Raw genomic sequence first — 23977 nt, 5'->3', positions numbered from 1 at the left:
GATGGATGCTGAAGCGTGGTAACTCCAGTCTCCTCGGTCCGGTCCGAATGGACAACCTCTCGAAAGCTCACACCTAGTGCCGGCAGTGGCACCGCTGTTGTCCGTCGACAGGTCCCGCGCTTGCTCGGTGCGACCAACAACCTTAAGCGCTAGGGCGTAACCTGACCCTGCAAGATCTCCTCACCGACTATAAGGTGCGCCTCACGATCTGAGACGATGGGACAGGATGGCTAAGGAGGTGCGCCGTCTTGCATGCCCCGCCAGCGAGGCGAACCCTCTCGGCTACGCGCGCCACCAGCGACGCTCCATATCGTCAGGCCTGCGTCTCATGCTCAGATGAGCCGGTATTTGGCTCTCTCATCAGCAAACCGAGAGAGCCCATGCCAAGACGGAAGCAAGCAAGACGAACGAGCGTCAGAGATATCCTGCGCCTGACCCATAAACAGGGCAGTCCGGTGGGCCAAGGTGGCAGAGCAACTGAGGTTCGGCAAGACTTCGGCTTCCACCTATCTGCGGGCGCTGGAGACGGGCTGTCGTGCAGGCCCTGCATGCGGCTTTGAGGACGATGCGATGTTGAAACACCGTCTGTTGCGCCGAATCGGCCGTCGGCCAAACGTTGGGTCGTCATCAGGTTCTCGACAGCTTCCCGGTGTCAAATCCAAACCGTGGTCGGCGATCCCCACCAGGGTGGGAAGGCAGCGCTGATATAGCCGAACGTCGATCAAGTCACGATCAACGATTGCCTCATGTCACATGCCCTGCGGGACTGAAAAACGGAGAAGAACATGTGCGATGCAAAACTGAAGACCGTGCTTTCGCTTTTTTCGCCGGTGGCCAGCAAATTAGATGCTCTCTCGTCCAACGGACCAGCGACGGATGCAAACTGCGTTAAGCTAAATACGAACGAGAACCCGTTTCCGTTGCCGAAGAGCGTAATGCAAAGTGCAATTGCTGCGATCGAACACCAGTATCTTTATCCGGAAGACGACAATCTCAGCTTAAGGGCAGCTGCCTCCGATGCTTACGGATTTTCCAAAGATCAGGTGATTGCCGGCAACGGTTCGTCGGAGCTGCTCGGACTCATCTACAGAGCTTTCCTCGCCCCAGGAGATAGAGTGGCAATGCTGTCGCCCGGATTTTCGTTCAACCGTAAACTTGCCATGTTGCAGGGTGCCGAGTTTCTCGAAATCGCATCGAGCGAAGCTCATCCCCTGCCGATAGAAAAACTGCTGTCCGGCCCCGCAAAAGACGCGAAGTTCATTCTGTTGGCTAATCCGAACAATCCGACCGGAACATTCGTGCCGGTGGCCGAAATCGAACGCCTTGTGGAGCAAGCAGATCGCTTGGTCGTCTTGGATGAGGCCTACGTTGACTTCGCACCCGACAATGCCCTGCGCCTCGTCAATAGACATCCGAATCTTTTGATCTTGAGGACTTTTTCAAAGAGCTATGCTGCCGCTGGCGTGCGAGTCGGCTTCGGTTTCGGTCACCCAGAAATCATTGGCAGGCTGCGCAACATCCAGAATGTCTTCAACATGAACGTGATCGGGCAGGCGGTCGGGAAAAGCATTCTTGCGCATCGCCACGCCTACGAAGAGAACCACAGGCACATCAAGCATGAACGACAGCGAGTGACCCTGGCGCTGTTGCAACTTGGCTTTTCCGTAACACCCTCCCACGCAAACTTTTTGCTGGCCCGTGTGCCGGCGGGACAGGAGGGCTCATGCTGGCAAGCCGCGTTGAAAGAGCAGGCGATCCTCATCGCCAGCTTTCCTGACGTAGATTTGAAGAACTGTATTCGCGTCAGCATTGGCACCACAGAGCAGATGGACAAATTCCTTGCTGCCGCCGAACGCGTCTGTATGAACTTTAAGAAGGATCGCGGTGCTCACAAGCATGAAGTCGATTCACATTAAGCATCAAGTAATGATATGTCGTGAGCTATGATGATTAGCGAATAAATATAGGTAATTTGGAGAACAATTAATTGAAGAAAATTTCCGCTTCGGGCCTGACCTTCGGCATCTTCGATCATCTGGACGAAAACGGCGATGACATCGCACAACAATATGCAGATCGGCTGAGCCTAGCAGAAGCGTGCGATGGCTATGGCTTTTATGCGTATCATCTCGCCGAGCACCACTGTACGCCGCATGGCAGAGGTCCATCACCGAATTTGTTCTTAGCGAGCGTCGCCCAGCGAACCCGCAGTCTTCGTGTTGGTCCCATGGTAATGCTACTTGCGCTCTATCATCCGCTGCGTGCCTTCGAGGAGATCTGCATGCTTGATCAGTTGAGCGGCGGCAGGCTTGAACTCGGCATAGGGCGCGGCTCTGCTCCCACTGAATTGGGATACTTCGGGGTTGCTGTAGAAGCAGCACCAGAACAGTATGCGGAGGCCAGTGAGATTCTCATCAATGCGATGAAAGGCGGGACGCTTTCTTATCAGGGCCGCCACTTTGAGTTGAAAGATGTTCCGCTGACGTTGAGACCTCACCAATATCCCCGTCCGCCGACATGGATCGCCACCAATCGACCCGAGCCGGCTAGCTGGGCCGCTGCGAATGGGGCAAACATCGCCTGCGTCGGACCTTCCACTTCTGTTCGCAGCGTTACCGACGCGTTCCGCGCCGCCCGAATTCACGATGCTGACATTGGCCAGCAAGCGCCATTTCTTGGATTGCTCCGAATGGTGGTGATAGGGCGTTCTGAAACAGATGCGTATTTGCTCGCAGCACCTGCCTATGAACGATGGCTCAATAGCTTCAAATTTCTATACGAACTAAATGCCATTTCCACTCCACCAAACTTGCCTTTGAACTTCGATGCAGCAATTGAAAGTGAATTGTGCGTCGTGGGAACGGCAGATTCTGTCCGAAAAGCTCTCCTTGATCAGCTGGAAGAGGCAGGTGCTAATTATCTTCTGTGTCAACTGGCATTTGGGGATTTGCCGCTGGATGCCTCACTATACACCGCATCGGCCATTGGATCCGAAATCATGGCTCGAGTTGCCGCATCGTGAATCCGTCGTGTGATTGGAGGAGCAGCGGCAGCGCTGCTCCTCATTGCGAAACGGTTGTGGGGGCCGGACTCCTGTGTCAGGTGTAAACCATTGGAGCACGTCCTATCTGATCCAGGTCATATCCTGCGGCTTTGAAGTAGTTGGCACATTCGGCTGGGGTGAAGAGGTCGACGACCGCGCCGAGGCGTCCTGACCTTGCCCCTCTGATCTAATCCGGTTTGAAGTTCGTTCTGGCCCATCCAGAGGACCAGGACATGAAACGCAGCCGCTTCTCTGAAGAGCAGATCATCGGAATTTTGAAGAAACACGAGGCCGGGGTATCGGTTGGCGATCTGTGCCGCAAGCACGGGGTCAGCGACGCCTCGATCTACAATTGGAAGGCCCGCTTCGGCGGGATGGATGTCACCGAGGCTCGGCGACCTGAAGGCGCTGGAGGACGAGAACACGCGCCTGAAGCGGCTTTTGGCCGACGCCATGCTCGACAATGCCGCGTTGAAGGACCTTGTGGGAAAGAAATGGTGACGCCCGCCGCCAAGCGGAAAGCTGTCGCTCGCCTGAAGGAAGGCTTCGGGATGAGCGAACGGCGGGCGTGTAAAGCCATCGGCTGTTGCCGCATGACGGTTCGCTACCAGACCAGCAGGCCGGACGACCGCGAGGTTCGCGAGCGGATGAAGGCCGATCGCGCAGGAGCGTCGCCGGTTCGGCTACCGGCGTCTTCTCGTGATGCTGAGGCGGGAGGGCCTGGTCGTGAACCACAAGAAGCTGTTCCGGCTCTATCGGGAGGAGAAGCTCGCCGTCGCCGCCGTGGCGGCCGCAAGCGGGCGATCGGGACCAGGGCGCCGATGCTGGTGCCGCTGAGGCCCGACGAGCGCTGGTCGCTCGACTTCGTATCGGACCAGCTCACCGACGGGCGCCGCTTCCGCATCCTGGCCGTCGTCGACGACTGCACGAGAGAGTGCCTCGCACTCATCGTTGATACGTCTCTCTCGGGCATGCGGGTTGCCCGCGAATTGGACGGCTCATCACCGAGCGGGGCCGGCCCAGGATGATCGTCAGCGACAATGGCAGCGAGTTCACCTCGAACGCCATCCTCTCCTGGGCGGATCAGAACCGCGTCGAATGGCATTACATTGCGCCCGGCAAGCCGATGCAGAATGGCTTCATCGAGAGCTTCAACGGCCGACTGCGCGATGAACTGCTCAACGAGACGCTGTTCACCTCGCTGGCTCAGGCGCGCGTAGCCATCGCCCTGTGGCACGCCGACTACAACACCGCGCGGCCGCACTCCCCCCTGGCAGACCCCGGCCAAGTTCGCCAGCACCTTCAATCCGCGACGGTCGCTCGCGCTGCGCTATGCCAAAGGCTCCGCGCCAGCGCCCGTCGCTTCACCCGCCCAGCAGGGCACAACCCACGCCGGAAACGAACTCAAAACTGCTGGGGCAACGTCAGTCCCATAGAGCCTTGATGGTTATCTCGGCCTTTGCTCGCAGCAGCGCCTTAGGTTGGGCGAAGGCGTTCTCAATCGGATTGAAGTCGGGACTGTAGGGCGGCAGTTAGAGCAGGCTCGCCTGCGGCCTCAATCGCGCCGCGCAGGGTTCTCCAGGCGGATGTCGCCAATGTCAAATTTGCTGGCATCCATGTCGCCCTCGCCAACCGCACAAGCGAAGGCCAGAAAGCCAACATGTGTTCTGCGGCTTAATTAAGAGTCAGCCGATGTCGGCCGAACATCACCTTGTCTCGAAGTCGACGATCGGACAGCAGGTTGCGAAAGTTGGCGCGATGCGAAACAAACTGCTGAAGCGCTCAACTTTTATTGATCACGCGTGTTGGACGCGACGCACTCCCGTTCCAATCGGGCTGAGCGCAAATTCTCCCGGTTCACAAAACTGAGTCGCTGGAGTAGTGGGGGCGCAGAGAAATCTCCGGTCGCAGCCTTACCCGGTCAAAACAAGGATACCAATGATGAAGACTCTCGCCGTCTGCTCTGGCGGATTGGACTCCGTTTCCCTTGCTCACATGGTGGCAGCGGAGCACGAACTCACCGGCCTTCTATCTTTCGACTATGGCCAACGGCACAGGAAGGAATTGGGCTTCGCCGCTCTTTGCGCGCAGCGACTGAAGGTCCCGCACCAGATCATCGACATCGGCGAAATTGGCCGTGGCCTTTCCGGCTCAGCGCTGACTAGCAGTATCGACGTGCCGGACGGCCACTACGCCGAAGACACGATGAAGATTACGGTGGTGCCGAACCGCAATGCCATCATGTTGGCAATCGCCTTCGGTCTCGCCGCCGCCCACAGCGCCGAAGCGGTGGCGGCGGCCGTGCATGGTGGGGACCATTTCATCTATCCCGATTGCCGTCCGGCCTTCATTGAAGCTTTCCAGACAATGCAAGACCGCGCGCTCGACGGCTATGCGCAGATACGCCTCTATGCACCGTATGTGAATCTCGGAAAAGCTGACATTGTTGCGGATGGCGCAAGATACGGCACCCCGTTTGCTGAGACCTGGTCCTGTTACAAGGGCGGCGTGCGTCACTGCGGACGATGCGGGACCTGCGTCGAGCGGCGCGAAGCGTTCCATCTCGCCGGGCACGCTGATCCCACCGACTACGAGGACGCCGATTTCTGGCTTGAGGCGCTGCGCAGGAGGCGCGCGTAATGTTCCACATCAGCAAGGAATTCCACTTCTCGGCCTCGCATCAGCTCACCTCCTTGCCTCCCAACCATCAATGCGCGCGCCTGCACGGGCATAACTATGTCGTCGTAGTGGAGCTGTCGGCCAAGGAACTGGACGCCCACGGCTTCGTGCGCGACTATCACGATCTGGCGCCGCTCAAACGCTACATTGACGAGAGCTTCGACCATCGGCACCTCAACGACGTGCTGGGACATGAGAAGGTCACGGCGGAATGCCTGGCCAGACATTTCTATGAATGGTGCAAGGCACGTCTGCCGCAGACCGCGGCCGTGCGCGTTAGCGAAACACCGAAAACTTGGGCGGAATACCGTCCGTGACCGACATGCATCCCGCAATCCGTGTGAGCGAGATATTCGGGCCGACTATCCAGGGCGAGGGCGTGCTCATCGGCTTGCCGACGGTGTTCATCAGAACCGGCGGATGTGATTATCGCTGTTCATGGTGCGACAGCCTTCACGCGGTGGACAATCAGTATCGCCATGAATGGCTACCGATGCCGATCGATGCCGTGTGGCAAACCGTCCATGCGCTTTCCGGCGGCAGGCCGGTTATGGTCTCCTTGTCAGGCGGCAACCCGGCCATTCAGCCGTTCGGTCCCCTCATAGAACGAGGCCATCGCGAGGGCTATCGTTTTGCACTGGAAACGCAGGGTTCCGTGGTGAGGGAGTGGTTTGCGGATCTTGACGTGCTGACCCTTAGCCCAAAGCCGCCGTCCAGCGAGATGACGACCCGTTGGGCTGCGTTTGATGCATGCCTCGAAGCGGCGCAAGAGAAGCCGCAAATCGTGCTCAAGCTCGTCGTTTTCGACGAGAGTGACTATGCCTACGCCAAAGAAGTCGCGGCGAGATATCCGCACCTTCCGATCTATCTGCAACCCGGCAATCACACGCCGCCGCTCCCTGGCAGTGAAGACGCCTCTGTCGACTTGGACGGAATAATGATGCGAATGGAATGGCTTGTCGAAAGGGTGACTAGCGACAGGTGGTTCGAAGCCCGCGTGTTGCCGCAGCTGCACGTTCTGCTTTGGGGTAACAAGAGGGCGGTCTAGTCTGTGGCTTGCGTCGCACCGGAAGGCCGGGCTCCAACGGCTTGGCAGGCTCTCTTCGCGTGCCGAGTACAGCCGAGCTTTGTTCGCGTCAGCGGTCTCGCGATTGTGCGGCTGGAAACCGCCCGGACACCCCGCTGCCGGCGTGTGTCACCTTGACTCCGATGAGCTGTCGTCACGCAAAGTTGAAATCCGCAAGAACTGGCCTTCTCGCCCCACCTGCTCCGTCGCAAGCACGTCATCCCCTCATCCTTGTCCAGCTCTTATCGATGTATCTCATTGTCCGGCCTGACGCACGACTGTCAGCATGGGAATGCATCCATTGCGCAAATGCCTTCCATAAAGAAGATCGATTTCCTCATTGGCCCAACGTGAAATATAGCAACGTTTTCGTGGCGTGGGTCGGCTGCGTCGGGAGTAGCGATGAAAACGTATTGGGGTCGCCTGCGTCTCCTTGGGCAGCGAGTGTAAAGTATAGCGATGCGGCCTCCGGCGCGAACGGCAGCCGCGCAGTGATCACCTTCGCCTGTGCCTTTGCGGCGGGGGTCAAGCGCTGGTCTGCTAAAATTTTTTATCGTTTAGCTGGTTGAAACTGCCCCCGTTGCGGGCTGCAGAAGCCGGCCAGCCGAGAAACGGCAGCCGCACTTATGAAAGCACGCCAAGGCGTGCGGGCATCTATCAGTTGCAAAGGACAATACTGGCCGCGCCGATTGGCCATCACGCGTCCATTAGGGCAGCCACCAACATCAGTTCGCAAGAGGAGCAAAAGTAATATGTATCGTCGTCACCTGATCAAAGGGTTGGTTGCGCTCGGCGCATGCCGGATTTGCGTTCAAGCCGCCCAAGCGACCAGTGCCCATTGGGGGTACACCGGTCCGGTCGGACCGGAGCACTGGGCTGATCTGGATAAGGAAAATTTCGTATGCTCTGCCGGCACGCAGCAATCGCCGATCAATATCAACAGCGCGGTCAAGGCGGATATCCCGCATATCGCCATCGGCTGGCACAAGGGCGGCGGCAATATGGTGAACAACGGCCACACCATTCAAATCAATATGCCACAAGGCAGCACGCTGACCCGCGGCGATCGTGTCTACGAACTGGTACAGTTCCATTTCCATGCGCCAAGCGAACATCACGTGGCGGGCAAGAGCTTCCCGATGGAGGTGCATTTCGTTCACAAGGACACGCAAAGTGGTACTCTGGGCGTGCTGGGCGTCTTTTTAACGCCCGGCGCGACAAATGCCAGCTTTGCTGCCCTTGCTGCGGCCTTTCCCGAACTGCCGAATGGGGAGGTGACGATCGACGAGGTGAATCCCAACTGGCTTCTGCCAGCCTCGCTTGGCTATTGGACTTATGAGGGCTCACTGACGACGCCGCCGTGCACCGAAAACGTCGAGTGGATGGTGGCGATGGAACCGGTTGACGTTGATCCGGCAGACATCCAGCGATTTGCCTCACTCTACCCGTCGAACGCGCGCCCTATTCATTCACCCAATCGACGCTTCATCCTGCGCCAGAGTTGAGCGCCGCCCCAGCGGTTCCGCACGGTCCAACATTCTTGGCACAAGTTGGCGCGAAGCCTCCTCTTCCGGTCTGGCGGTCTGACGGCGCTCCCCAAGCTGGCTAGTCTAAATGATAGGGATTCGGTGCCGACACCACTCGTCCCAAATACGTCGCGGCGAGGTTTGTCTGCAACCCGGCAATCACACGCCGCCCCGCCGTGGTAATGAAGACGTCTCTGTCGAGTCCGACGGAATATGATGCGCATGGAACCGCTGGTAGAAAAGGTGACCAGCGACAGGTGGTTCGAAGCCCGCGTCTTGCCGCAGCTGCACGTTCTACTCTGGGGTAACAAGAGGGTAGTGTATACCTTCTCCTAGCTTCGCCGCCAACTACTCGGTTTTCCGAATTGCTCTCTATATTCTTGAAGACGATGCGTTCGTTAAAGACATGTGCTGCGCACCTGGTGTAAAAGCTGCTCTCATCATGCAGAGGTCAAGCCAGTCGGGCTCATCCGAGGCTATGGCCGTGAGCACTGTTCAGTTCGGCAGAGAGGGCGCTTTTGTACACACTTTGCGATCGTGGCGGCCCCGTGGGCAGATCTGCAAGCTGCCGCGACACTAACCTCTCGAAGCCCGCCCGCCCGCCTTTCGTGCAGCTTCCTCTGAACAAAACCACCGCTCGCCCTTCAATAGGTTGATGCGTGTCTCCCAGTAAGATTCCTGTCCAAGAACGTGATAATCTTCTTGCCAGTGTTGTAGCTGATGTTGCCCTTGATGCCGCAGCCTACCGCGGCGGGACCAAACTCAATGGCAAGCAGGCCGGCTAGGATCGTGCAGCCAGTCGCGAGCCTCGCCCACAACGGGGTCTCACGCGCATGAGGGCGCCGACCATGGGTTCGGCGGTTCATACGCGTATAACACGTATCTTTCTGAAAAAATCAATGCTCTCGGCTAAGCTACTGAATTATTTGGCTTCCATATAGCGCGTCGGCGGAACCAACTTGTAGACGGGCTATGAAAGGTTAAGCGCGGATGTCTATCGGCCGCCGGCGTTCCCGCTCTGTAAGCCTGCCTGAACTACCCGCGCCGCGGTCAAGCCCCAGGCTCCTGCTCATCCAGCGACCGCCCGATCAATGGCAGGCTGGAAAGACAAGAGCCGATGTCTTCCGATGGTCTCGCCATCAGCTTTGGGCTAACTTCCCCATTCTCCCGCTTCGAGCTCGACACACGGCGGTTTGGATGGCGCACGACAATCTGTGTCGGCTTTGTCGTGTCCGTGACAGACGCCTGAAAGGCCCGTTCGCGCGTTTTGCCGCCGTCTAAGCGGCTGGAATTTAATGACAAAGTTTCTTCTGGGATCGGCCGATCACGCTGGTACGCTTTTTGCGATGCTTGGTGTGAGGCGGCACGAGCTGCCTATCGGCACTTGTGTCGCGGGCAGTCGCGATAATTAGAACGAAGGAAGGAAAGCTATTATGTCAGGTCTGCGTCAGATCGCCTTTTACGGAAAAGGCGGCATCGGCAAGTCCACCACGTCCCAAAATACGCTCGCTGCCCTTGTCGACCTCGGGCAGAGAATCCTCATCGTAGGATGCGACCCCAAAGCCGATTCCACACGCTTGATCCTGAATTCGAAAGCTCAGGATACCGTCCTGGATCTCGCCGCACAGGAAGGCTCGGTGGAAGACCTCGAACTCCAGGACGTGCTCAAGGTGGGCTACAGAGGCATCAAGTGCGTGGAGTCCGGCGGCCCCGAGCCGGGTGTCGGTTGCGCCGGCCGCGGCGTCATCACCTCGATCAATTTCCTCGAGGAGAATGGCGCTTATGACGATGTCGATTATGTCTCCTATGACGTCCTCGGCGACGTGGTATGCGGCGGCTTCGCCATGCCGATCCGCGAAGGCAAGGCCCAGGAGATCTATATCGTCATGTCCGGCGAGATGATGGCGCTCTATGCCGCCAACAACATCGCCAAGGGCATCCTCAAATATGCCCATTCGGGCGGTGTGCGGCTGGGCGGGCTGATCTGCAATGAACGTCAAACCGACCGCGAACTCGATCTGGCCGAAGCACTGGCTGGCCGATTGAATTCCAAGCTCATCCACTTCGTGCCCCGCGACAACATCGTCCAACATGCCGAACTCAGGAAGATGTCGGTGATCCAGTACGCGCCGGACTCAAAGCAGGCAGGGGAATACCGCGCTCTGGCCGAGAAGATCCACGCCAATTCGGGCCAGGGTACGATCCCGACGCCGATCACCATGGAGGAGCTGGAGGAGATGCTGCTCGACTTCGGCATCATGAAGACCGACGAGCAGATGCTTGCCGAGCTTCACTCCAAGGAAGCGGCGAAGGCGGCGGCCCAGTAGTGACATTAGCGCTGCCATGAATCGGCGCGCCTTGCAGAGAACGGCGCCTATTCTTTGAGGCGTCACCCAACCTTGAAAGGGGGACTCATGAGCCGGGAATACGAGAATGACGGTGCTCTTCATGCGAAGCTTATCGAAGAGGTGCTGTCGCATTATCCCGACAAGGCGGCGAAGCGCCGCAAGAAGCACCTCAACGTCGCAAAGAGCGGCAACGAGGCTGGCGGGGAAAGCGAGGTCCTTTCCGAATGCGACGTCAAATCGAACATCAAGTCCATTCCCGGGGTGATGACGATTCGCGGCTGTGCATATGCTGGTTCGAAAGGCGTGGTGTGGGGGCCAGTCAAGGATATGGTCCATATCTCGCACGGCCCGGTCGGCTGCGGCCAATATTCTTGGTCGCAGCGCCGCAACTACTACGTCGGTACAACGGGCGTCGACACGTTCGGGACAATGCAGTTCACCTCCGATTTCCAGGAGAAGGACATCGTCTTCGGCGGCGACAAGAAGCTGGAACAGATCATTGACGAGATTGAAGTCTTGTTTCCGCTCAACAACGGCATCACCGTGCAGTCCGAATGCCCTATCGGCCTGATTGGCGATGACACCGAGGCCGTTTCTCGCAAAAAGACCAAGGAGTATGACAAGACGATCGTGCCGGTACGCTGCGAGGGCTTCCGCGGCGTCTCGCAGTCGCTTGGCCACCACATCGCCAATGATGCAATCCGGGATTGGGTCTTCGACAAAAAGGATGTCAAGTTCGAGGCCGGCCCCTACGACGTCAACGTCATCGGCGACTACAATATCGGCGGCGATGCCTGGGCCTCGCGCATACTGCTTGAGGAGATAGGGCTGCGCGTGGTTGGCAACTGGTCGGGTGACGCCACACTCGCAGAGATCGAGCGCGCCCCGAAGGCTAAGCTCAATCTTATCCACTGCTACCGGTCGATGAATTACATCTGTCGGCATATGGAGGAAAAGTATGGCGTCGCCTGGATGGAGTACAATTTCTTCGGTCCCTCCCAGATCGAAGCCTCTCTGCGCAACATAGCCAAGCATTTTGGGCCGGAAATCGAGGAGAAGACCGAAAAGGTCATTGCCAAGTACAGGCCGCTTGTTGATGCGGTCATCGCCAAGTACCTGTCGCGCCTGGAAGGAAATACCGTGATGCTCTATGTCGGCGGCCTGCGCCCCCGCCACGTCGTCACGGCCTACGAGGACCTCGGCATGGTCATCGTGGGCACCGGCTATGAATTCGCCCACAGCGACGACTATCAGCGCACCGGCCACTACGTGAAGAACGGCACGCTGATCTACGATGACGTGACCGGCTATGAGTTGGAGAAATTCATCGAAGGGATTCGCCCAAATCTGGTCGGCTCGGGAATCAAAGAAAAATACCCGGTGCAGAAGATGGGCATACCGTTCCGCCAGATGCATTCCTGGGATTATTCAGGCCCGTATCACGGCTACGACGGCTTTGCCATTTTCGCACGTGATGTGGATCTCGCCATTAACAACCCGGTCTGGGACCTATTCCACGCGCCTTGGAAAAGAAGCCGGGGCGATGAGCGGGCGATGGCTGCCGAATAAACATTTGCTTCAGCCCCAGTCTCCCACTGAGACGGTGAACTCCCGCGGCCTCTGATCCGCCGGAGCCTGGAACGTCTTGACGTCCTGAGCTGCCGTCCCGCGCAGCCAGATGCAAAAGAGGTAATCATCATGCCGCAGTCGGCTGAAAAAATTCTCGATCACGCTCCCCTGTTCCGCGAGCCGGAATACAGAAAGATGCTCGCTGAGAAGAAGCTAAACTTCGAATGTCCGCACCCCGATGAAATCGTTTCCGATCAGCGCGATTTCACCCAGACGTGGGAATACCGCGAAAAGAACCTCGCCCGCAAAGCGCTTGTCGTGAACCCGGCCAAGGCCTGCCAGCCGCTGGGTGCGGTATTCGCTGCCGCCGGCTTCGAGCGAACCATGTCCTTCGTCCACGGCAGCCAAGGTTGCGTCGCCTATTACCGCTCGCACCTGTCGCGCCATTTCAAGGAGCCTGCCGCGGCGGTCTCCTCCTCAATGACCGAGGATGCGGCGGTGTTTGGCGGCCTGAAGAACATGGTCGACGGGCTCGCCAACACCTACCAGCTCTACGACCCCAAGATGATTGCCGTGTCGACGACCTGTATGGCAGAGGTCATTGGCGACGACCTGCACAGCTTCATCCAGAACGCCAAGGACGAAGATTCAGTCCCGCGCGACTTCGACGTGCCCTTTGCCCACACCCCGGCCTTCGTTGGCAGTCATGTCGACGGCTATGACAACATGGTCAAAGGCATTTTGGAGCACTTCTGGAAAGGTCAGGAGCGTACGCAAATCGAAGGAACCATCAACATCATTCCGGGCTTCGACGGCTTCTGCGTCGGCAACAACCGGGAGCTCAAGCGCCTGCTCGATGTAATGGGCGTGTCCTATACATTGATCCAGGATGCCTCTGACCAGTTCGATACGCCTTCGGACGGTGAATACCGCATGTATGACGGGGGCACGAAGATCAACGAGGTGAAGAAGGCCCTCAACGCCGAGGCAACGCTTTCGCTGCAGCATCACAACACCCGAAAGACACTGGGCTATTGCGAGGAGGTCGGGCAGGCGACGGCCTCGTTCCACTATCCGCTCGGCGTTCAGGCGACGGACGAATTCCTGATGGAGGTCGCGGCGATTTCCGGCAAGGAGATTCCCGAGGCAATTCGCCTCGAGCGCGGCCGACTGGTAGACGCCATGGCGGACAGCCAATCCTGGCTGCATGGTAAGAAATACGCCATCTACGGTGATCCCGACTTCGTTCACGCAATGGCCCGCTTTGTCATGGAGACCGGCGGCGAGCCAACCCATTGCCTCGCCACCAATGGCACCTCGGCATGGGAAGCCGATTTGAAGAAGCTGCTAGCATCCTCGCCTTTCGGCAAGGCTGCCCAGGTTTGGGCGGGCAAGGACCTGTGGGCGCTGCGCTCGCTGCTCTTTACCGAGCCGGTGGACCTTTTGATCGGCAATTCCTACGGCAAGTACCTGGAGCGCGACACCGGAACGCCGCTGATCCGGCTGATGTTTCCGATCTTCGATCGGCACCATCATCACCGCTTTGCGCTCTTTGGCTACCAGGGCGCGTTGCGCGTGCTGACGACGATCCTCGACAAGATCTTCGACAAACTCGATCGCGAGACGAGCGAGACGGGTGTGACGGATTATTCCTATGACCTCACGCGCTAAGAGCCGTGGCCGGCTTTTCGCCGAGGCCATTCCTTGCCCAATGGACTGGGGAGGCTGAGCGATGTCCTCCCTCAGCGCCAAAATCAAGGACGCCTTCGATGAGCCCGCCTGCGATAAGAACCGTGGCAAAGATGCCAAGGCGCGCAAGGAGGGCTGCTCGAAGTCGCTGACACCAGGGGCGGCAGCCGGCGGCTGCGCCTTTGACGGAGCCAAGATCGTCCTGCAGCCGATCACCGACGTTGCGCATCTGGTCCATGCGCCGCTCGCCTGCGAGGGCAATTCTTGGGACAACCGTGGTGCGGTTTCGTCAGGGCCGACCTTGTGGCGGACAAGCTTCACGACCGACCTCACCGAACTCGACCTGGTGATGGGGCAGGGCGAGCGGAAACTCTTCAAGGCGATCCGCGAGATCAAGCACACATACGCGCCGCCGGCGATCTTCGTCTACTCAACTTGCGTAACGGCGCTGATCGGTGACGACATCGAGGCCGTGTGCAAACGCGCCACGGAAAAGTTCGGTTTGGCCGTGGTGCCGATCAATGCGCCTGGCCTGGCAGGCTCCAAGAACCTCGGCAACAAGCTCGCCGCCGAGGCGTTGCTCGATCATGTCATCGGCACGGTCGAACCCGACGACCCCGGGCCCTACGACATCAACATCCTTGGCGAATTCAACCTCTCGGGCGAATTCTGGCTTGTAAAGCCGCTCCTCGATCGGCTCGGCATCCGGGTGCGCGCCTGCATTCCCGGCGATGCGCGTTACCGCGACATTGCTTCCGCGCACCGCGCCCGGGCGGCAATGATCGTGTGCTCGACCGCGCTGATCAGTCTTGCCCGCAAGATGGAGGAGCGCTGGGACATCCCGTTCTTCGAGGGCTCCTTCTATGGCATCTCCGACACATCGCAAGCTCTTCGCAACCTTGTCAGGCTGCTGGTGAGGAAGGGCGCCGATCCGGAGATCCTCGAGCGCACGGAGACGCTGATCGCGCAGCAGGAGGCGATCGCGTGGAAGAAACTCGAATCCTACCGGCAAAGGCTCCAAGGCAAGCGCGTGCTGCTCAACACAGGCGGTGTGAAGTCCTGGTCGGTTGTCCGTGCGCTGATGGAGATCGGAATCGAGATCGTCGGCACCTCGGTCAAGAAATCTACGGTGCAGGACAAGGAGCGCATCAAACAAGTTCTCAAGCACGACAAGCATATGTTCGAATACATGGCTGCGCGCGAGCTGTACGCCATGCTCTCTGAACACAGGGCCGATATCATGCTGTCGGGCGGTCGCACGCAATTCATTGCGCTCAAGGCCAAGACGCCCTGGCTCGATATCAACCAGGAGCGCCAGCACCCTTATGCCGGCTATGCCGGCATGGTGGAACTCGTACGCCAGATCGACCTCGCCATTCACAATCCGGTCTGGTCTCAGGTGCGCCAGCCGGCCCCGTGGGATTGCCAGCCTGATCTAAAAGACGAACTGCCATGCACGAAGAAGGAGTCCGGGCACCTGTTCGATGAATTCGCCGGCGCGACGGCACACGAGTTCAGCGAGTGTTGAGGCGACCGATGGCCCGCATCCTTCCCCAGACCAAATCCGCGGCGGTGAACCCGCTGAAGTCGTCGCAGCCGCTGGGTGCCGCCTTTGCCTTTCTTGGGGTCGACGGCGCGATGCCGCTGTTCCACGGCAGCCAGGGATGCACAAGCTTCGCGCTCGTGCTCTTCGTACGGCACTTCAAAGAAACGATTCCATTGCAGACAACAGCGATGGATGAGGTGGCGACCATCCTCGGCGCTGCCGACCATCTTGAAGAAGCCATCCTCAACCTCAAGAACCGCACGAAGCCAAAGCTGATCGGGGTGTGCACGACCGCGCTGGTGGAGACGCGTGGCGAAGATTGCGCGAGTGATATTGCGAACATCAAGCTGAAGCACACGCAAGAGCTTGCGGGTACGGAGGTCGTGCTGGCCAACACGCCGGATTTTGACGGCGCGATCGAAGAGGGCTGGGCCAAGGCAGTCACCGCAATGATCAAAGGGATTACAGGCTCGGGCGAACGTGCGCGGCAGCCGAAGAAGATCGCGATCCTGCCCGGATGCAACCTCACTGTCGCCGACATCGAGCATATGCGTGACATGGTTGAAAGCTTTGGGCTCAAGCCGGTTATTCTGCCCGACATTTCAGGCTCGCTCGACGGTACGGTTCCTGACCGCTGGGTAGCGACCACATACGGCGGCACCAGCGTCGAAGACATTCGCGAGTTGGGCACGGCCATGCAATGCATCGCCATCGGTGAGCACATGCGCCGCCCGGCGAAAGCGCTGCACGGGTTGACCGGCGTGCCTTACGTGTTGTTCCAGTCACTGACTGGGCTGCAGGACACGGACCGCTTCGTGTCGCTGCTGTCTGCGATTTCGGGCGCGGCGGTACCGGCCCGCGTGCGCCGGCGCCGGGCGCAATTGCAGGACGCGATGCTCGACGGACATTTCCATTTCGGCGGCAAGAAAATTGCCATCGCTGCCGAACCAGACCAGCTGTTCCAACTTGCGACCTTCTTTGCTGGCCTCGGCTCCGAGATAGCCGCGGCCGTCACAACGACCGACAGGTCTAAAATTCTCGAGAAAGTCCCGGCGGTTTCGGTTCAGATCGGCGATCTCGGCGATCTGGAAAGTCTTGCCGTCGGTGCTGACCTGCTTGTCACGCATTCGCACGGGCGCCAAGCATCGGAGCGGCTCCGAATTCCGCTCATGCGCATCGGGTTCCCGGTCTTCGATCGACTAGGCAGCCAGCACAAGCTCGCAATTCTCTATCAGGGCACCCGCGACATGATCTTCGAGGTCGCCAGCATCTTCCAGGCCAACCAACACGCGCCCACTCCTGAGGCGCTTGATCCACTCCGTAATCGAGAAATATCACGATGAACGCTGTTCGCCGCCTCTCGCTGGTCAGTAGTGAGGTTTTCGCCCCGATGCCTGAACGACGTAAGGGCGCATTGCGCGTTGCGATCGCCACTCAGGACATGCAGGACCTCAACGCCCATTTCGGGTCGGCCAGGCGCTTTGCTGTCTACGACGTGACGCGCGAGGAATGGAATCTCGTAGAAGCCGTGGCCTTCGATGACGTGTCCGATGAAAGCGGGGAGCATCGGGCCGAGCGCGATGATCGCATCACGCCAAAGGTGGATGCGCTCAAGGGCTGTCAGATCCTGTTTTGTCTGGCAATTGGCGGCCCTTCGGCAGCCAAGCTTGTCGCGGCAAAAATCCACCCGATCAAAGTGGCGGAGCCCCAATCGATCCCACAGGTGCTCTTGCGCACGCAGATGATGCTCAGGACGTGTCCTCCGCCTTGGCTGCGCAAGGTGCTGGCGCGAGCGGGCATTGCCGAAAAGAAACCGTCCTTCGAGGACGAGGACTGAAAAGAGGAGGACGCCAATGCCTGACCCCGCAATCCCCCCAGCTGTCGCCGAAGACGAGGCGGCTCTTTGCACCCCGTTCGTCAAATGCCTCGTGCGGCTGATCCGTTCTCAGGATTCCTATGGCTCGTGGGAACGCAAAGCGGACGCTGAGCTGCTGGGCGACTTCATCATTACCAAGGAACAGCGCCGAGGGATCCCAATCATCGGAGATCCCGATCCCGACGTGCTGTGGAGGCTCGACAAGTACTACGCCGCCATCGGGCTTGCGATCGAGGAGCGCTGCGGCCTTATGGCATCGCCGATGATCCAGGTGAGCCATGAGGGTTTTGGTCGGGTGCTTTTCACGACCGGACGGCTGGTCGTTTTGTCCAAAACGCTGCGCGATGTCCACCGGTTTGGCTTCGAGACGCTCCTGAAGCTCGCCACGGCCGGTACGAAGCTGGTCGACGATGCGATTTCAGTCATCGAAACCTTTCCCCACGTGGCGCTGGCATGATGGGCGCGATTTTCGAGAAAGGCCATCATGACGGACCCGAGAAACTATGTTGGCCAGTCCCCTCGATCCAGGGACTCGAGGCCGACCAGGTTGTTGGGGTATCGCCGATGAAGAAGCCGCTGGTCCTGATCTGCTCGCAAGATGCCGAGTTCTATCTGCTCTACAGCCACATACTGGAGGTTGACGGTTTCAGCAGTGAGACGGCAGACGGCGCGAAGGCTGCGCTGGCCTTGGCCGAACAACGGGAGCTTCAGGCCGTAGTGCTGGATTGCGACCCAGCCAGCATAAACGGGTCCGCAATTTGCGCCCACCTCAAGCGGGAACCGCGCACCACCGACCTGCCTATCATCGCCCTGATCGCGCCTGGCGCCGAGCACCAGCACCTCGATCTCTTGAAGGCAGGCGTTGAGAGCTTTGTGCGGCCGGTGGCTCCGGCCAAGCTGCTCGACTGCCTGCGGGCGAGGCTCGGGCTGACCAAGCGTGGTCCGAACGGGGTTGAAAACGACAGTTGGATTTGTTGTGGAGGCCTGGAGATGAAGCTCGATGCCCATCGGGTTCGCGGTAATGGCCACGACATCCATCTCGGACGGATCGATTTCAACGTGCTGCGGCTTATGATTGAGGCCCCCGGCAAGGTCTTCAGCCGGGACGAGCTTATCGGGGCGGCCTGGCTGCCCAACATTCATGTCGGTGCACGCACCGTCGATGTCCATATCAGCCGAATCAGGAGGGCGCTGAAAACGGCCTTGCCCGGCAGCGTCATTCGCACCGTCAGGTCGGCCGGCTACTCGCTCGAGAAGCCGGACGACTGAAATCGGTGATCGAACGTGGTGCCGCTCTCTCTTCCTCCTGAGAGCGGTGTTGCCGCTTTGAGGCGCTCCTAACGAAGACCAGGAGAAGCAGGCAAATGGAATTTAAAAGCATATTCAGTGTGACGGGTGCTGATCATTCTGATGAGGACCTCACAACAGCTGCCGGACTGTGTGCCGAGGTCGGCGCGCACCTATCGGTACTCATTATACCGCCTCCATTGCTCTTGATGTCGTCTCCGCCCCCCGAATGGAATACAGGACGTGCACAGGCAATTGCAGTACCGAACTATCGATTTCAGCAAATCGAGAAATTTTCACAGGACGTGACCAGAATGGAAAGACGGTCCGCGGATATCCTCAAAAGGCTGAAAGCTATGTCGCTTTCCTGTGACGTTGACACCGACTATTGCGATCCGGCTAGCCTCGGTGAAGTGGCACGACAGCGGGCGCTCTGCGCTGACCTGACGATCGTTGGAGGAGACCTCCTCAACGATGAGACTCTCGGACCTCCTGTTGTCAACGGCTGCTTGTTCGATAGCGGAAAGCCGGTGCTCATCGTGCCGAAGGGCGTTAAGGCGACGCTGTCGCCTCGACGCGTGCTGGTCGGCTGGGATTCGCGTGTAGAGGCCTCGCGTGCGGTTCGGGAAGCTCTTAGTATCCTATCCGCTGCCAAGGAAGTCTGTGTCGCTATGGTCGATCCAAAGGCGCAAAACAACGGGAAAGGCGCGCAGTCTGGAGCTGACATCGCTGCCTATCTTACTCGGCACGGTGCTCGGGTCTCCGTTGACCTGCTTAAGAGCGCCGGCAAATCGGCGGGCACAGTGCTGACCCAGCACGCGAACGACATCTGTGCTGACATGATGGTTATGGGTGCTTATGGCAGCCGTGGGCTGCGTGAGCGGATTTTCGGCGGTCCGCCGAGCTGGAGCTTTGGGAAGACCACATTGCCGCTGTTTTTGGCTCGCTGATCAGCTCCGTAGGAACACCGATCAGGTCGTAGGACCGCCAACCAGTCCGAAGTCGTCGTCGGTTACCGGTCGGATTGCGGAGACATGGCTGGATCCGCGAACATCTTGCGACGCTTGTCAGAGCCAAACCGGACGCCTCGACTGCTTCACGACGCTCTCGTGAACCAACTCGTGCGAGATCGTCCGCAACGGGCAGTAAAGACGAACGGCTGCAGCAGACCGCAGCCAAGCCACAGGGCGGGTGTACCAGGAGACCCCGCCTCGTGCGCGAACCCTGTTGGAAGGCCCCTTATCAGTACCCGGACGCGCGTCAAATCGGCGGCTGTCCCTGTCAGCCTGCGGTGTGCAAGGGCCGCTGCCGCGGAGCTTCCCCTGCCCGATCGTCGGGCGTGCGACAATGTCGGATTCCAGACGAGCTGGAACTGCGCGAACTCGTTGGTTTGACAGGTCTTTATCCGGCACGCCGCATGCATGGGAGTCTCCGAAAGCATTAAGAGCCGTTATCCATGGTTACGCCCCTCGAAAGAAAGAGCCGCTTCCGTCGTGGCAGGGAAACAGCCACTCCTGGGGTGGAGGCCGGCGCTAGAAGCCGCCGTAAGATCCGGAAGAGCCGCGCGACAGCATCACACACTTTCCTTCTGCTCTTGGGTTCGGATCACGCCGCGCCGCTGTCGATGCCGCCGACATTGAGCCCAAGACCTGGAAGGCGGCACACGCTTTTGCTGTCCTCTCAGTCGGGACCGCGGCTCAAGCATGCCTGTGAGGTTCGCATTGCTCAATGCCCGGCAATCGACGTCAACATGCCGCTGAGTTGGAAAACACTCCTAGAGGAGTAAGGATAAGTGGACCTCTTTTGTATTGGTGTGGGTGCTGGACCATCTAATTTGAGCCTTGCGTGTCAGATACAGGAAGAGATTGCGCAAGGGGCACTGTTCCTGGACCGGGAGGTCGATTTCCGAGGACATCCAGGCAGCGCTTTCGATTGCGCGGAGCTCCAGGTCGGCCACTTCCAGGATCTGGTTACTCTGGTCAATCCGCGATCAGCCTACACATTCGTAAACTACCTCCACGAGAACGGGCGTCTTTACAATTTCCTCAATGCGCAATTTCACGGGGTGCTTAGAGCCGAGTTCGCCCAATATCTCAACTGGGCGTTCCAGAAGAATCCGCTTGTCCGTGGCGGCGAGGCCGTTCGCGAAATCCGCTTTGACGGCGAGTTTCGCGTGCGGACGGACAACGCGGTCCTTGATGCAAGAAACCTCGTCATCGACATAGGCAAGCAGGCGCAAATTCCGCCTCAGTTTCATGGCTGGACTGGACCCAACCTGTTCCACTCATCTGAGTTGGCCCACATCAATCCTGAGGTGCAAAAAAAGCATGTCTGCGTTGTTGGCGGCGGACAGTCGGGAGCCGAGCTGCTACTGCACCTTGTCGGCCGGCCGAAAGAACGGCGGCCCGCGGCGATCACATGGGTCTTGACGCGCGAGATGCCTTTCGACGACCACGCGTTCACAAACGGGCTGTTCACGCCATGCTTCTCGGATCGTTTTGCTGCGATGAGCGAGGTGCATCGACAGCTGTTCCTGCGGCGTTTCGCGCTTGCCTCCGAGGGCATTTCAGAAAGCAAGTTGCGCGCGGTCTATCAGGCGCTCTACCACCACGCCTTTCTCGAGCCACACCAATGCGAGATCACATTGCGGCCAAGTTGCAACGTGTCGCGCTGCATCAATGCCGGAGCAGGGCACAGGCTCACGCTGCAACGCGGCTTGGACAACATCGGAGAAGTAACCGCCGATATCGTCATCCTGGCCACCGGGTACGAGAAACCGCTGCCGGGTTTCCTAGAACCGATCGCAGATCGCCTCGAACAGATCGGCAATGAGCTCGCCATCGGCGAGGATTTTTCGGTGTACTGGGACGGACCGCGAGACCGACGCCTTTTCGTTCAGAACGCCTGCCTTGGACAGCGCGGGCTGGCTGATCCGAACTTTGGGCTGCTGGCCTGGCGAGCGCGCCGCATCCTTGACAGCCTTCTGCGGCGCGCGCCATGCGCCAATCCCGAGCATCTAGGGTTCATCAACCGTCCCTTGACGGAGTGCTGGCCCGACCTCGGAGTCGAACAAATGGGCAGCGGGATATGATTCGTCGATATTGATGATCGGCGGTGGCATTCAGGAAAGATTTCCGCCTCTGGCGGCAAAAGCGGGACGAGCAATATTCCTACGGCGTCAGATCGCTCTGCTCGCGCTTGAGCAAGGTAGCGTCGCGCGACTCCTGCTTGGCGTGAAACAGCAAAGGGCATTCAATCACGATGCAGCTTTACGTGCTGTCGGGCTCAACGCCACGTGGATCGAGCCCAACGCCGCCGTTGGCAACCGCGACGCGAATTATGACGCCGGGCCACATGCGGCGGTGGCTGCAAGGGTACCGAGCCTCTCCCGCACTTTCGACCCCATCGCCGAAGTGCGACTACTCCAGGACGCCGAAGCCGGTCTTATCGCCAGCGGGCCAGCCAAACTCTCACCTTCCTAAACGGCAGCCGCTAAGGTGAGCCGTCGAAAGCCGACATTCAGGTTAACGTCAGCTGGCCGTGTTAGGGCTCGCTTATTCAAGGCGGTACCGGCGCTTGCCGAAGCTAAGAAGGGTTGGCATGCCCTTTGCCGTGCTTGATGTGCGGCAACACGGTGAGAGCTCCGCTGAAGCAAGCGAGAGGGAGCAATGCCCTCGAGACCGTGTCCGATTTTGACTGGAAAATATTCCGCGACAAAAGAGACGAAAGGTGTGGAATGACTTTGGACACCAAGATGGAACTGCGTATGGGGTCCCCGGCTCCTGCGCTGAAAGTGGAGAACTGGCTGCGTGGCGAGCCCCTCACGAGCCTTCGGCCCGGCAAGGTCTACCTCGTTGAATTTTGGGCGACTTGGTGCCGACCATGTGTCCACGCCATGCCCCATTTGATCGAACTGCAGGAGAAATATAAAGACAGCGGATTTGAGATTATCGGAGTCGCAGCTTGCGAAAAGGCTGCAACCGCGGACGAAGCGCGGACCAACGTGGATGCCTGGCTGACCGAGAAGTTCCCGAATCTGAATTATCGGACAGCGTTCGATTGCACTGGCGAAATGAAAAAGCTCTGGCTGGAACCCAGCTCTTCGTTCGGGATTCCCACCTCGTTCGTGGTCGACCGCGACGGCCACATCGCTTATATCGGCCACCCGGCACCTCTCGATGACGTTTTGCCGAAAGTCCTTAACGGCAGCTGGCGCAGCAGCTATGAAGCGAAAGCCGTCGATGCAAAGCGAATCTCGCGTGTGCGCGAATCGTCGCTGAGTCAGCCGATATACGCCAAACTTGGGCCGGCGATGCAGGACGAGGATTGGGCAGCGGCACTATTGGCCATCGAAGAAGGCCTCGCCGTGATGCCAGACTCTTTTGATTTTCGGCGGGTTCATGCGGATATTCTGCTTCACAAGCTGCGCGACATCAAAACCGGCTTGCCGCTTATGCGCGAATTGGTCGAGGACGCGATCAACAAAAAGTTCGAAGCGATGTCTTGGGTGGTGATGGCGCTGAACCAACTCTTCCATCCCACGATCGACAACTCCCATCTTCCGCATGATGATCGCTTTGCGATGGGCAAGGAGCTCTCCGAACAGATCCTGGAACTTAATCCTCCGCAAGGCGATGGAGACTTTAAATTCGGGTGTTACTTTCCGGTCGCTCAGTATTATTACGAGAGCGGCAACAAGGACCGGGCGATCGAGTTGATCGAGGTGGCAATCAAATCGCTGGACCATTCGGAGCCAGTGCCGGACCAAACCAAACAGCGCTACCTCACCTCGTTGCTCCAAGCCCTGGCCAACTACACGGGTGAGCCTGCCTGTCACGCGGGTCTCTGTGTGGCTCCGCAAAACAAGACTTCCGAAACTCAAAACGCTGTCACTTCCTGAGCAAGGATCGCGAAGGGCATGACAATTGGAATTGAACACCGGCAAATCCGCCCGCCCAGGCGCACTTCGCAGCAATAACGTCGATGCCGCAAAAGTGCGCGGCTTGCGGCAGGTGGAATTTCCATTGCGTTTACCTCGGGTCGAACCGCGGCGCAGGCGTTCGCGCCGCGGTGAAAGGTCTCGCATTGGTGGACGTGCTCGAGGTCGGCCACGGGACACTGTTGCGTGGGATCGGCTCGCCCAAGCCATTCCCCGCCCACGCAAGCGCCCGAACCACACATCGCAGAAAAAGAGATCGTCCTTCAAGAGGAGTACTGAAATTGGGGAAAAGCGAAATTCCTCATGAACCGGTTGGCCCTGCTGTCCACGGGGACGACGAGGCCCTTGCTTCCCCGTTCGTCAAATGCCTCCTGCGGCTCATTCGTACTCAGGATTCCTTCGGCTTATG

18 protein-coding genes and 3 pseudogenes are annotated in these 23977 nt (G+C 58.8%); 20 read left to right on the top strand and 1 reads right to left on the bottom strand.

Going from position 1 to position 23977, the window contains the following annotated elements; genetic code table 11:
• Positions 1 to 785 precede the first annotated feature (785 nt).
• The 3 genes and pseudogenes from hisC to P9272_RS34270 all read left to right on the top strand — a co-directional run bounded on the left by hisC (position 786) and on the right by P9272_RS34270 (position 4479).
• Positions 786 to 1916 carry a histidinol-phosphate transaminase gene (gene hisC, locus P9272_RS34280; RefSeq protein WP_063169376.1) on the top strand — a complete coding sequence of 377 codons (1131 nt, stop codon included), beginning with the start codon at positions 786 to 788 and terminating at the stop codon, positions 1914 to 1916.
• Between the two features lie 71 nt (positions 1917 to 1987).
• Positions 1988 to 3022, top strand: a complete 1035-nt coding sequence (locus P9272_RS34275) for an LLM class flavin-dependent oxidoreductase (RefSeq protein ID WP_063169375.1) — start codon at positions 1988 to 1990, stop codon at positions 3020 to 3022.
• A 254-nt stretch (positions 3023 to 3276) separates the two neighbouring features.
• Positions 3277 to 4479: pseudogene (locus P9272_RS34270) on the top strand (IS3 family transposase).
• Here the strand turns inward: P9272_RS34270 and P9272_RS34265 are convergent.
• Positions 4474 to 4615 (bottom strand): annotated as a pseudogene (locus P9272_RS34265) (transposase); the annotation flags it as partial. The pseudogenes P9272_RS34270 and P9272_RS34265 sit on opposite strands and share 6 nt — an antisense overlap.
• A 369-nt stretch (positions 4616 to 4984) precedes the next feature.
• Between P9272_RS34265 and queC the strand changes: the two are divergent.
• From queC to P9272_RS34180, 17 genes and pseudogenes are all read left to right on the top strand, one after another.
• Positions 4985 to 5683 carry a 7-cyano-7-deazaguanine synthase QueC gene (gene queC / locus P9272_RS34260; RefSeq protein ID WP_063170389.1) on the top strand — a complete coding sequence of 233 codons (699 nt, stop codon included), beginning with the start codon at positions 4985 to 4987 and terminating at the stop codon, positions 5681 to 5683.
• Positions 5683 to 6039, top strand: a complete 357-nt coding sequence (queD, locus tag P9272_RS34255; protein WP_063169374.1) for a 6-carboxytetrahydropterin synthase QueD — start codon at positions 5683 to 5685, stop codon at positions 6037 to 6039. The genes queC and queD overlap by 1 nt, the downstream gene beginning before the upstream one ends.
• Before the next feature lie 5 nt (positions 6040 to 6044).
• On the top strand, positions 6045 to 6770 hold the full coding sequence (gene queE, locus P9272_RS34250) for a 7-carboxy-7-deazaguanine synthase QueE (protein ID WP_164548811.1): 726 nt from the start codon (positions 6045 to 6047) through the stop codon (positions 6768 to 6770).
• Between the two features lie 770 nt (positions 6771 to 7540).
• Positions 7541 to 8293 carry a carbonic anhydrase gene (locus tag P9272_RS34245; protein WP_063169372.1) on the top strand — a complete coding sequence of 251 codons (753 nt, stop codon included), beginning with the start codon at positions 7541 to 7543 and terminating at the stop codon, positions 8291 to 8293.
• A gap of 160 nt (positions 8294 to 8453) precedes the next feature.
• Positions 8454 to 8650: pseudogene (locus tag P9272_RS34240) on the top strand (7-carboxy-7-deazaguanine synthase QueE); the annotation flags it as partial.
• A 1097-nt stretch (positions 8651 to 9747) separates the two neighbouring features.
• Complete coding sequence (gene nifH / locus P9272_RS34235; protein WP_024505261.1) at positions 9748 to 10641, top strand: nitrogenase iron protein; 894 nt, start codon at positions 9748 to 9750, stop codon at positions 10639 to 10641.
• An 87-nt stretch (positions 10642 to 10728) separates the two neighbouring features.
• A complete protein-coding gene (gene nifD, locus P9272_RS34230; RefSeq protein WP_024505262.1) occupies positions 10729 to 12231 on the top strand; it encodes a nitrogenase molybdenum-iron protein alpha chain in 1503 nt (500 codons plus the stop codon).
• Positions 12232 to 12360: 129 nt separating this feature from the next.
• Entirely contained in the window at positions 12361 to 13902 is a 1542-nt protein-coding gene (gene nifK, locus P9272_RS34225) for a nitrogenase molybdenum-iron protein subunit beta (RefSeq protein ID WP_024505263.1), read from the top strand.
• A 61-nt stretch (positions 13903 to 13963) separates the two neighbouring features.
• A complete protein-coding gene (nifE, locus tag P9272_RS34220) occupies positions 13964 to 15448 on the top strand; it encodes a nitrogenase iron-molybdenum cofactor biosynthesis protein NifE (RefSeq protein ID WP_024505264.1) in 1485 nt (494 codons plus the stop codon).
• A gap of 8 nt (positions 15449 to 15456) precedes the next feature.
• Complete coding sequence (nifN, locus tag P9272_RS34215; protein WP_024505265.1) at positions 15457 to 16809, top strand: nitrogenase iron-molybdenum cofactor biosynthesis protein NifN; 1353 nt, start codon at positions 15457 to 15459, stop codon at positions 16807 to 16809.
• A complete protein-coding gene (gene nifX / locus P9272_RS34210) occupies positions 16806 to 17303 on the top strand; it encodes a nitrogen fixation protein NifX (protein WP_063169371.1) in 498 nt (165 codons plus the stop codon). The genes nifN and nifX overlap by 4 nt, the downstream gene beginning before the upstream one ends.
• A gap of 16 nt (positions 17304 to 17319) precedes the next feature.
• Positions 17320 to 17799: a NifX-associated nitrogen fixation protein gene (locus P9272_RS34205; protein ID WP_024505267.1), complete on the top strand. Its 480-nt coding sequence runs from the start codon at positions 17320 to 17322 to the stop codon at positions 17797 to 17799.
• Positions 17796 to 18611 carry a response regulator transcription factor gene (locus tag P9272_RS34200; RefSeq protein WP_063169370.1) on the top strand — a complete coding sequence of 272 codons (816 nt, stop codon included), beginning with the start codon at positions 17796 to 17798 and terminating at the stop codon, positions 18609 to 18611. Before P9272_RS34205 ends, P9272_RS34200 begins: the two co-directional genes overlap by 4 nt.
• Before the next feature lie 95 nt (positions 18612 to 18706).
• Positions 18707 to 19579, top strand: a complete 873-nt coding sequence (locus P9272_RS34195) for a universal stress protein (RefSeq protein ID WP_063169369.1) — start codon at positions 18707 to 18709, stop codon at positions 19577 to 19579.
• Between the two features lie 842 nt (positions 19580 to 20421).
• Positions 20422 to 21720: a SidA/IucD/PvdA family monooxygenase gene (locus tag P9272_RS34190; protein ID WP_063169368.1), complete on the top strand. Its 1299-nt coding sequence runs from the start codon at positions 20422 to 20424 to the stop codon at positions 21718 to 21720.
• 10 nt (positions 21721 to 21730) lie between these two features.
• The gene (locus tag P9272_RS34185) at positions 21731 to 22111 is read left to right on the top strand and encodes a hypothetical protein (RefSeq protein WP_126080606.1); all 381 of its coding nucleotides are present in this window, start codon (positions 21731 to 21733) and stop codon (positions 22109 to 22111) included.
• 272 nt (positions 22112 to 22383) lie between these two features.
• Positions 22384 to 23529 (top strand): TlpA disulfide reductase family protein, encoded by a 1146-nt coding sequence (locus tag P9272_RS34180; RefSeq protein ID WP_063170388.1) that lies wholly within the window; start codon positions 22384 to 22386, stop codon positions 23527 to 23529.
• Positions 23530 to 23977 lie beyond the last annotated feature (448 nt).

It is taken from the genome of Mesorhizobium sp. WSM4976, assembly GCF_029625685.1.
In the GTDB taxonomy this organism is placed as follows: domain Bacteria; phylum Pseudomonadota; class Alphaproteobacteria; order Rhizobiales; family Rhizobiaceae; genus Mesorhizobium.
Note: the sequence above shows the minus strand (reverse complement) of the source record. Positions and strands in the feature narration are given on the sequence as shown.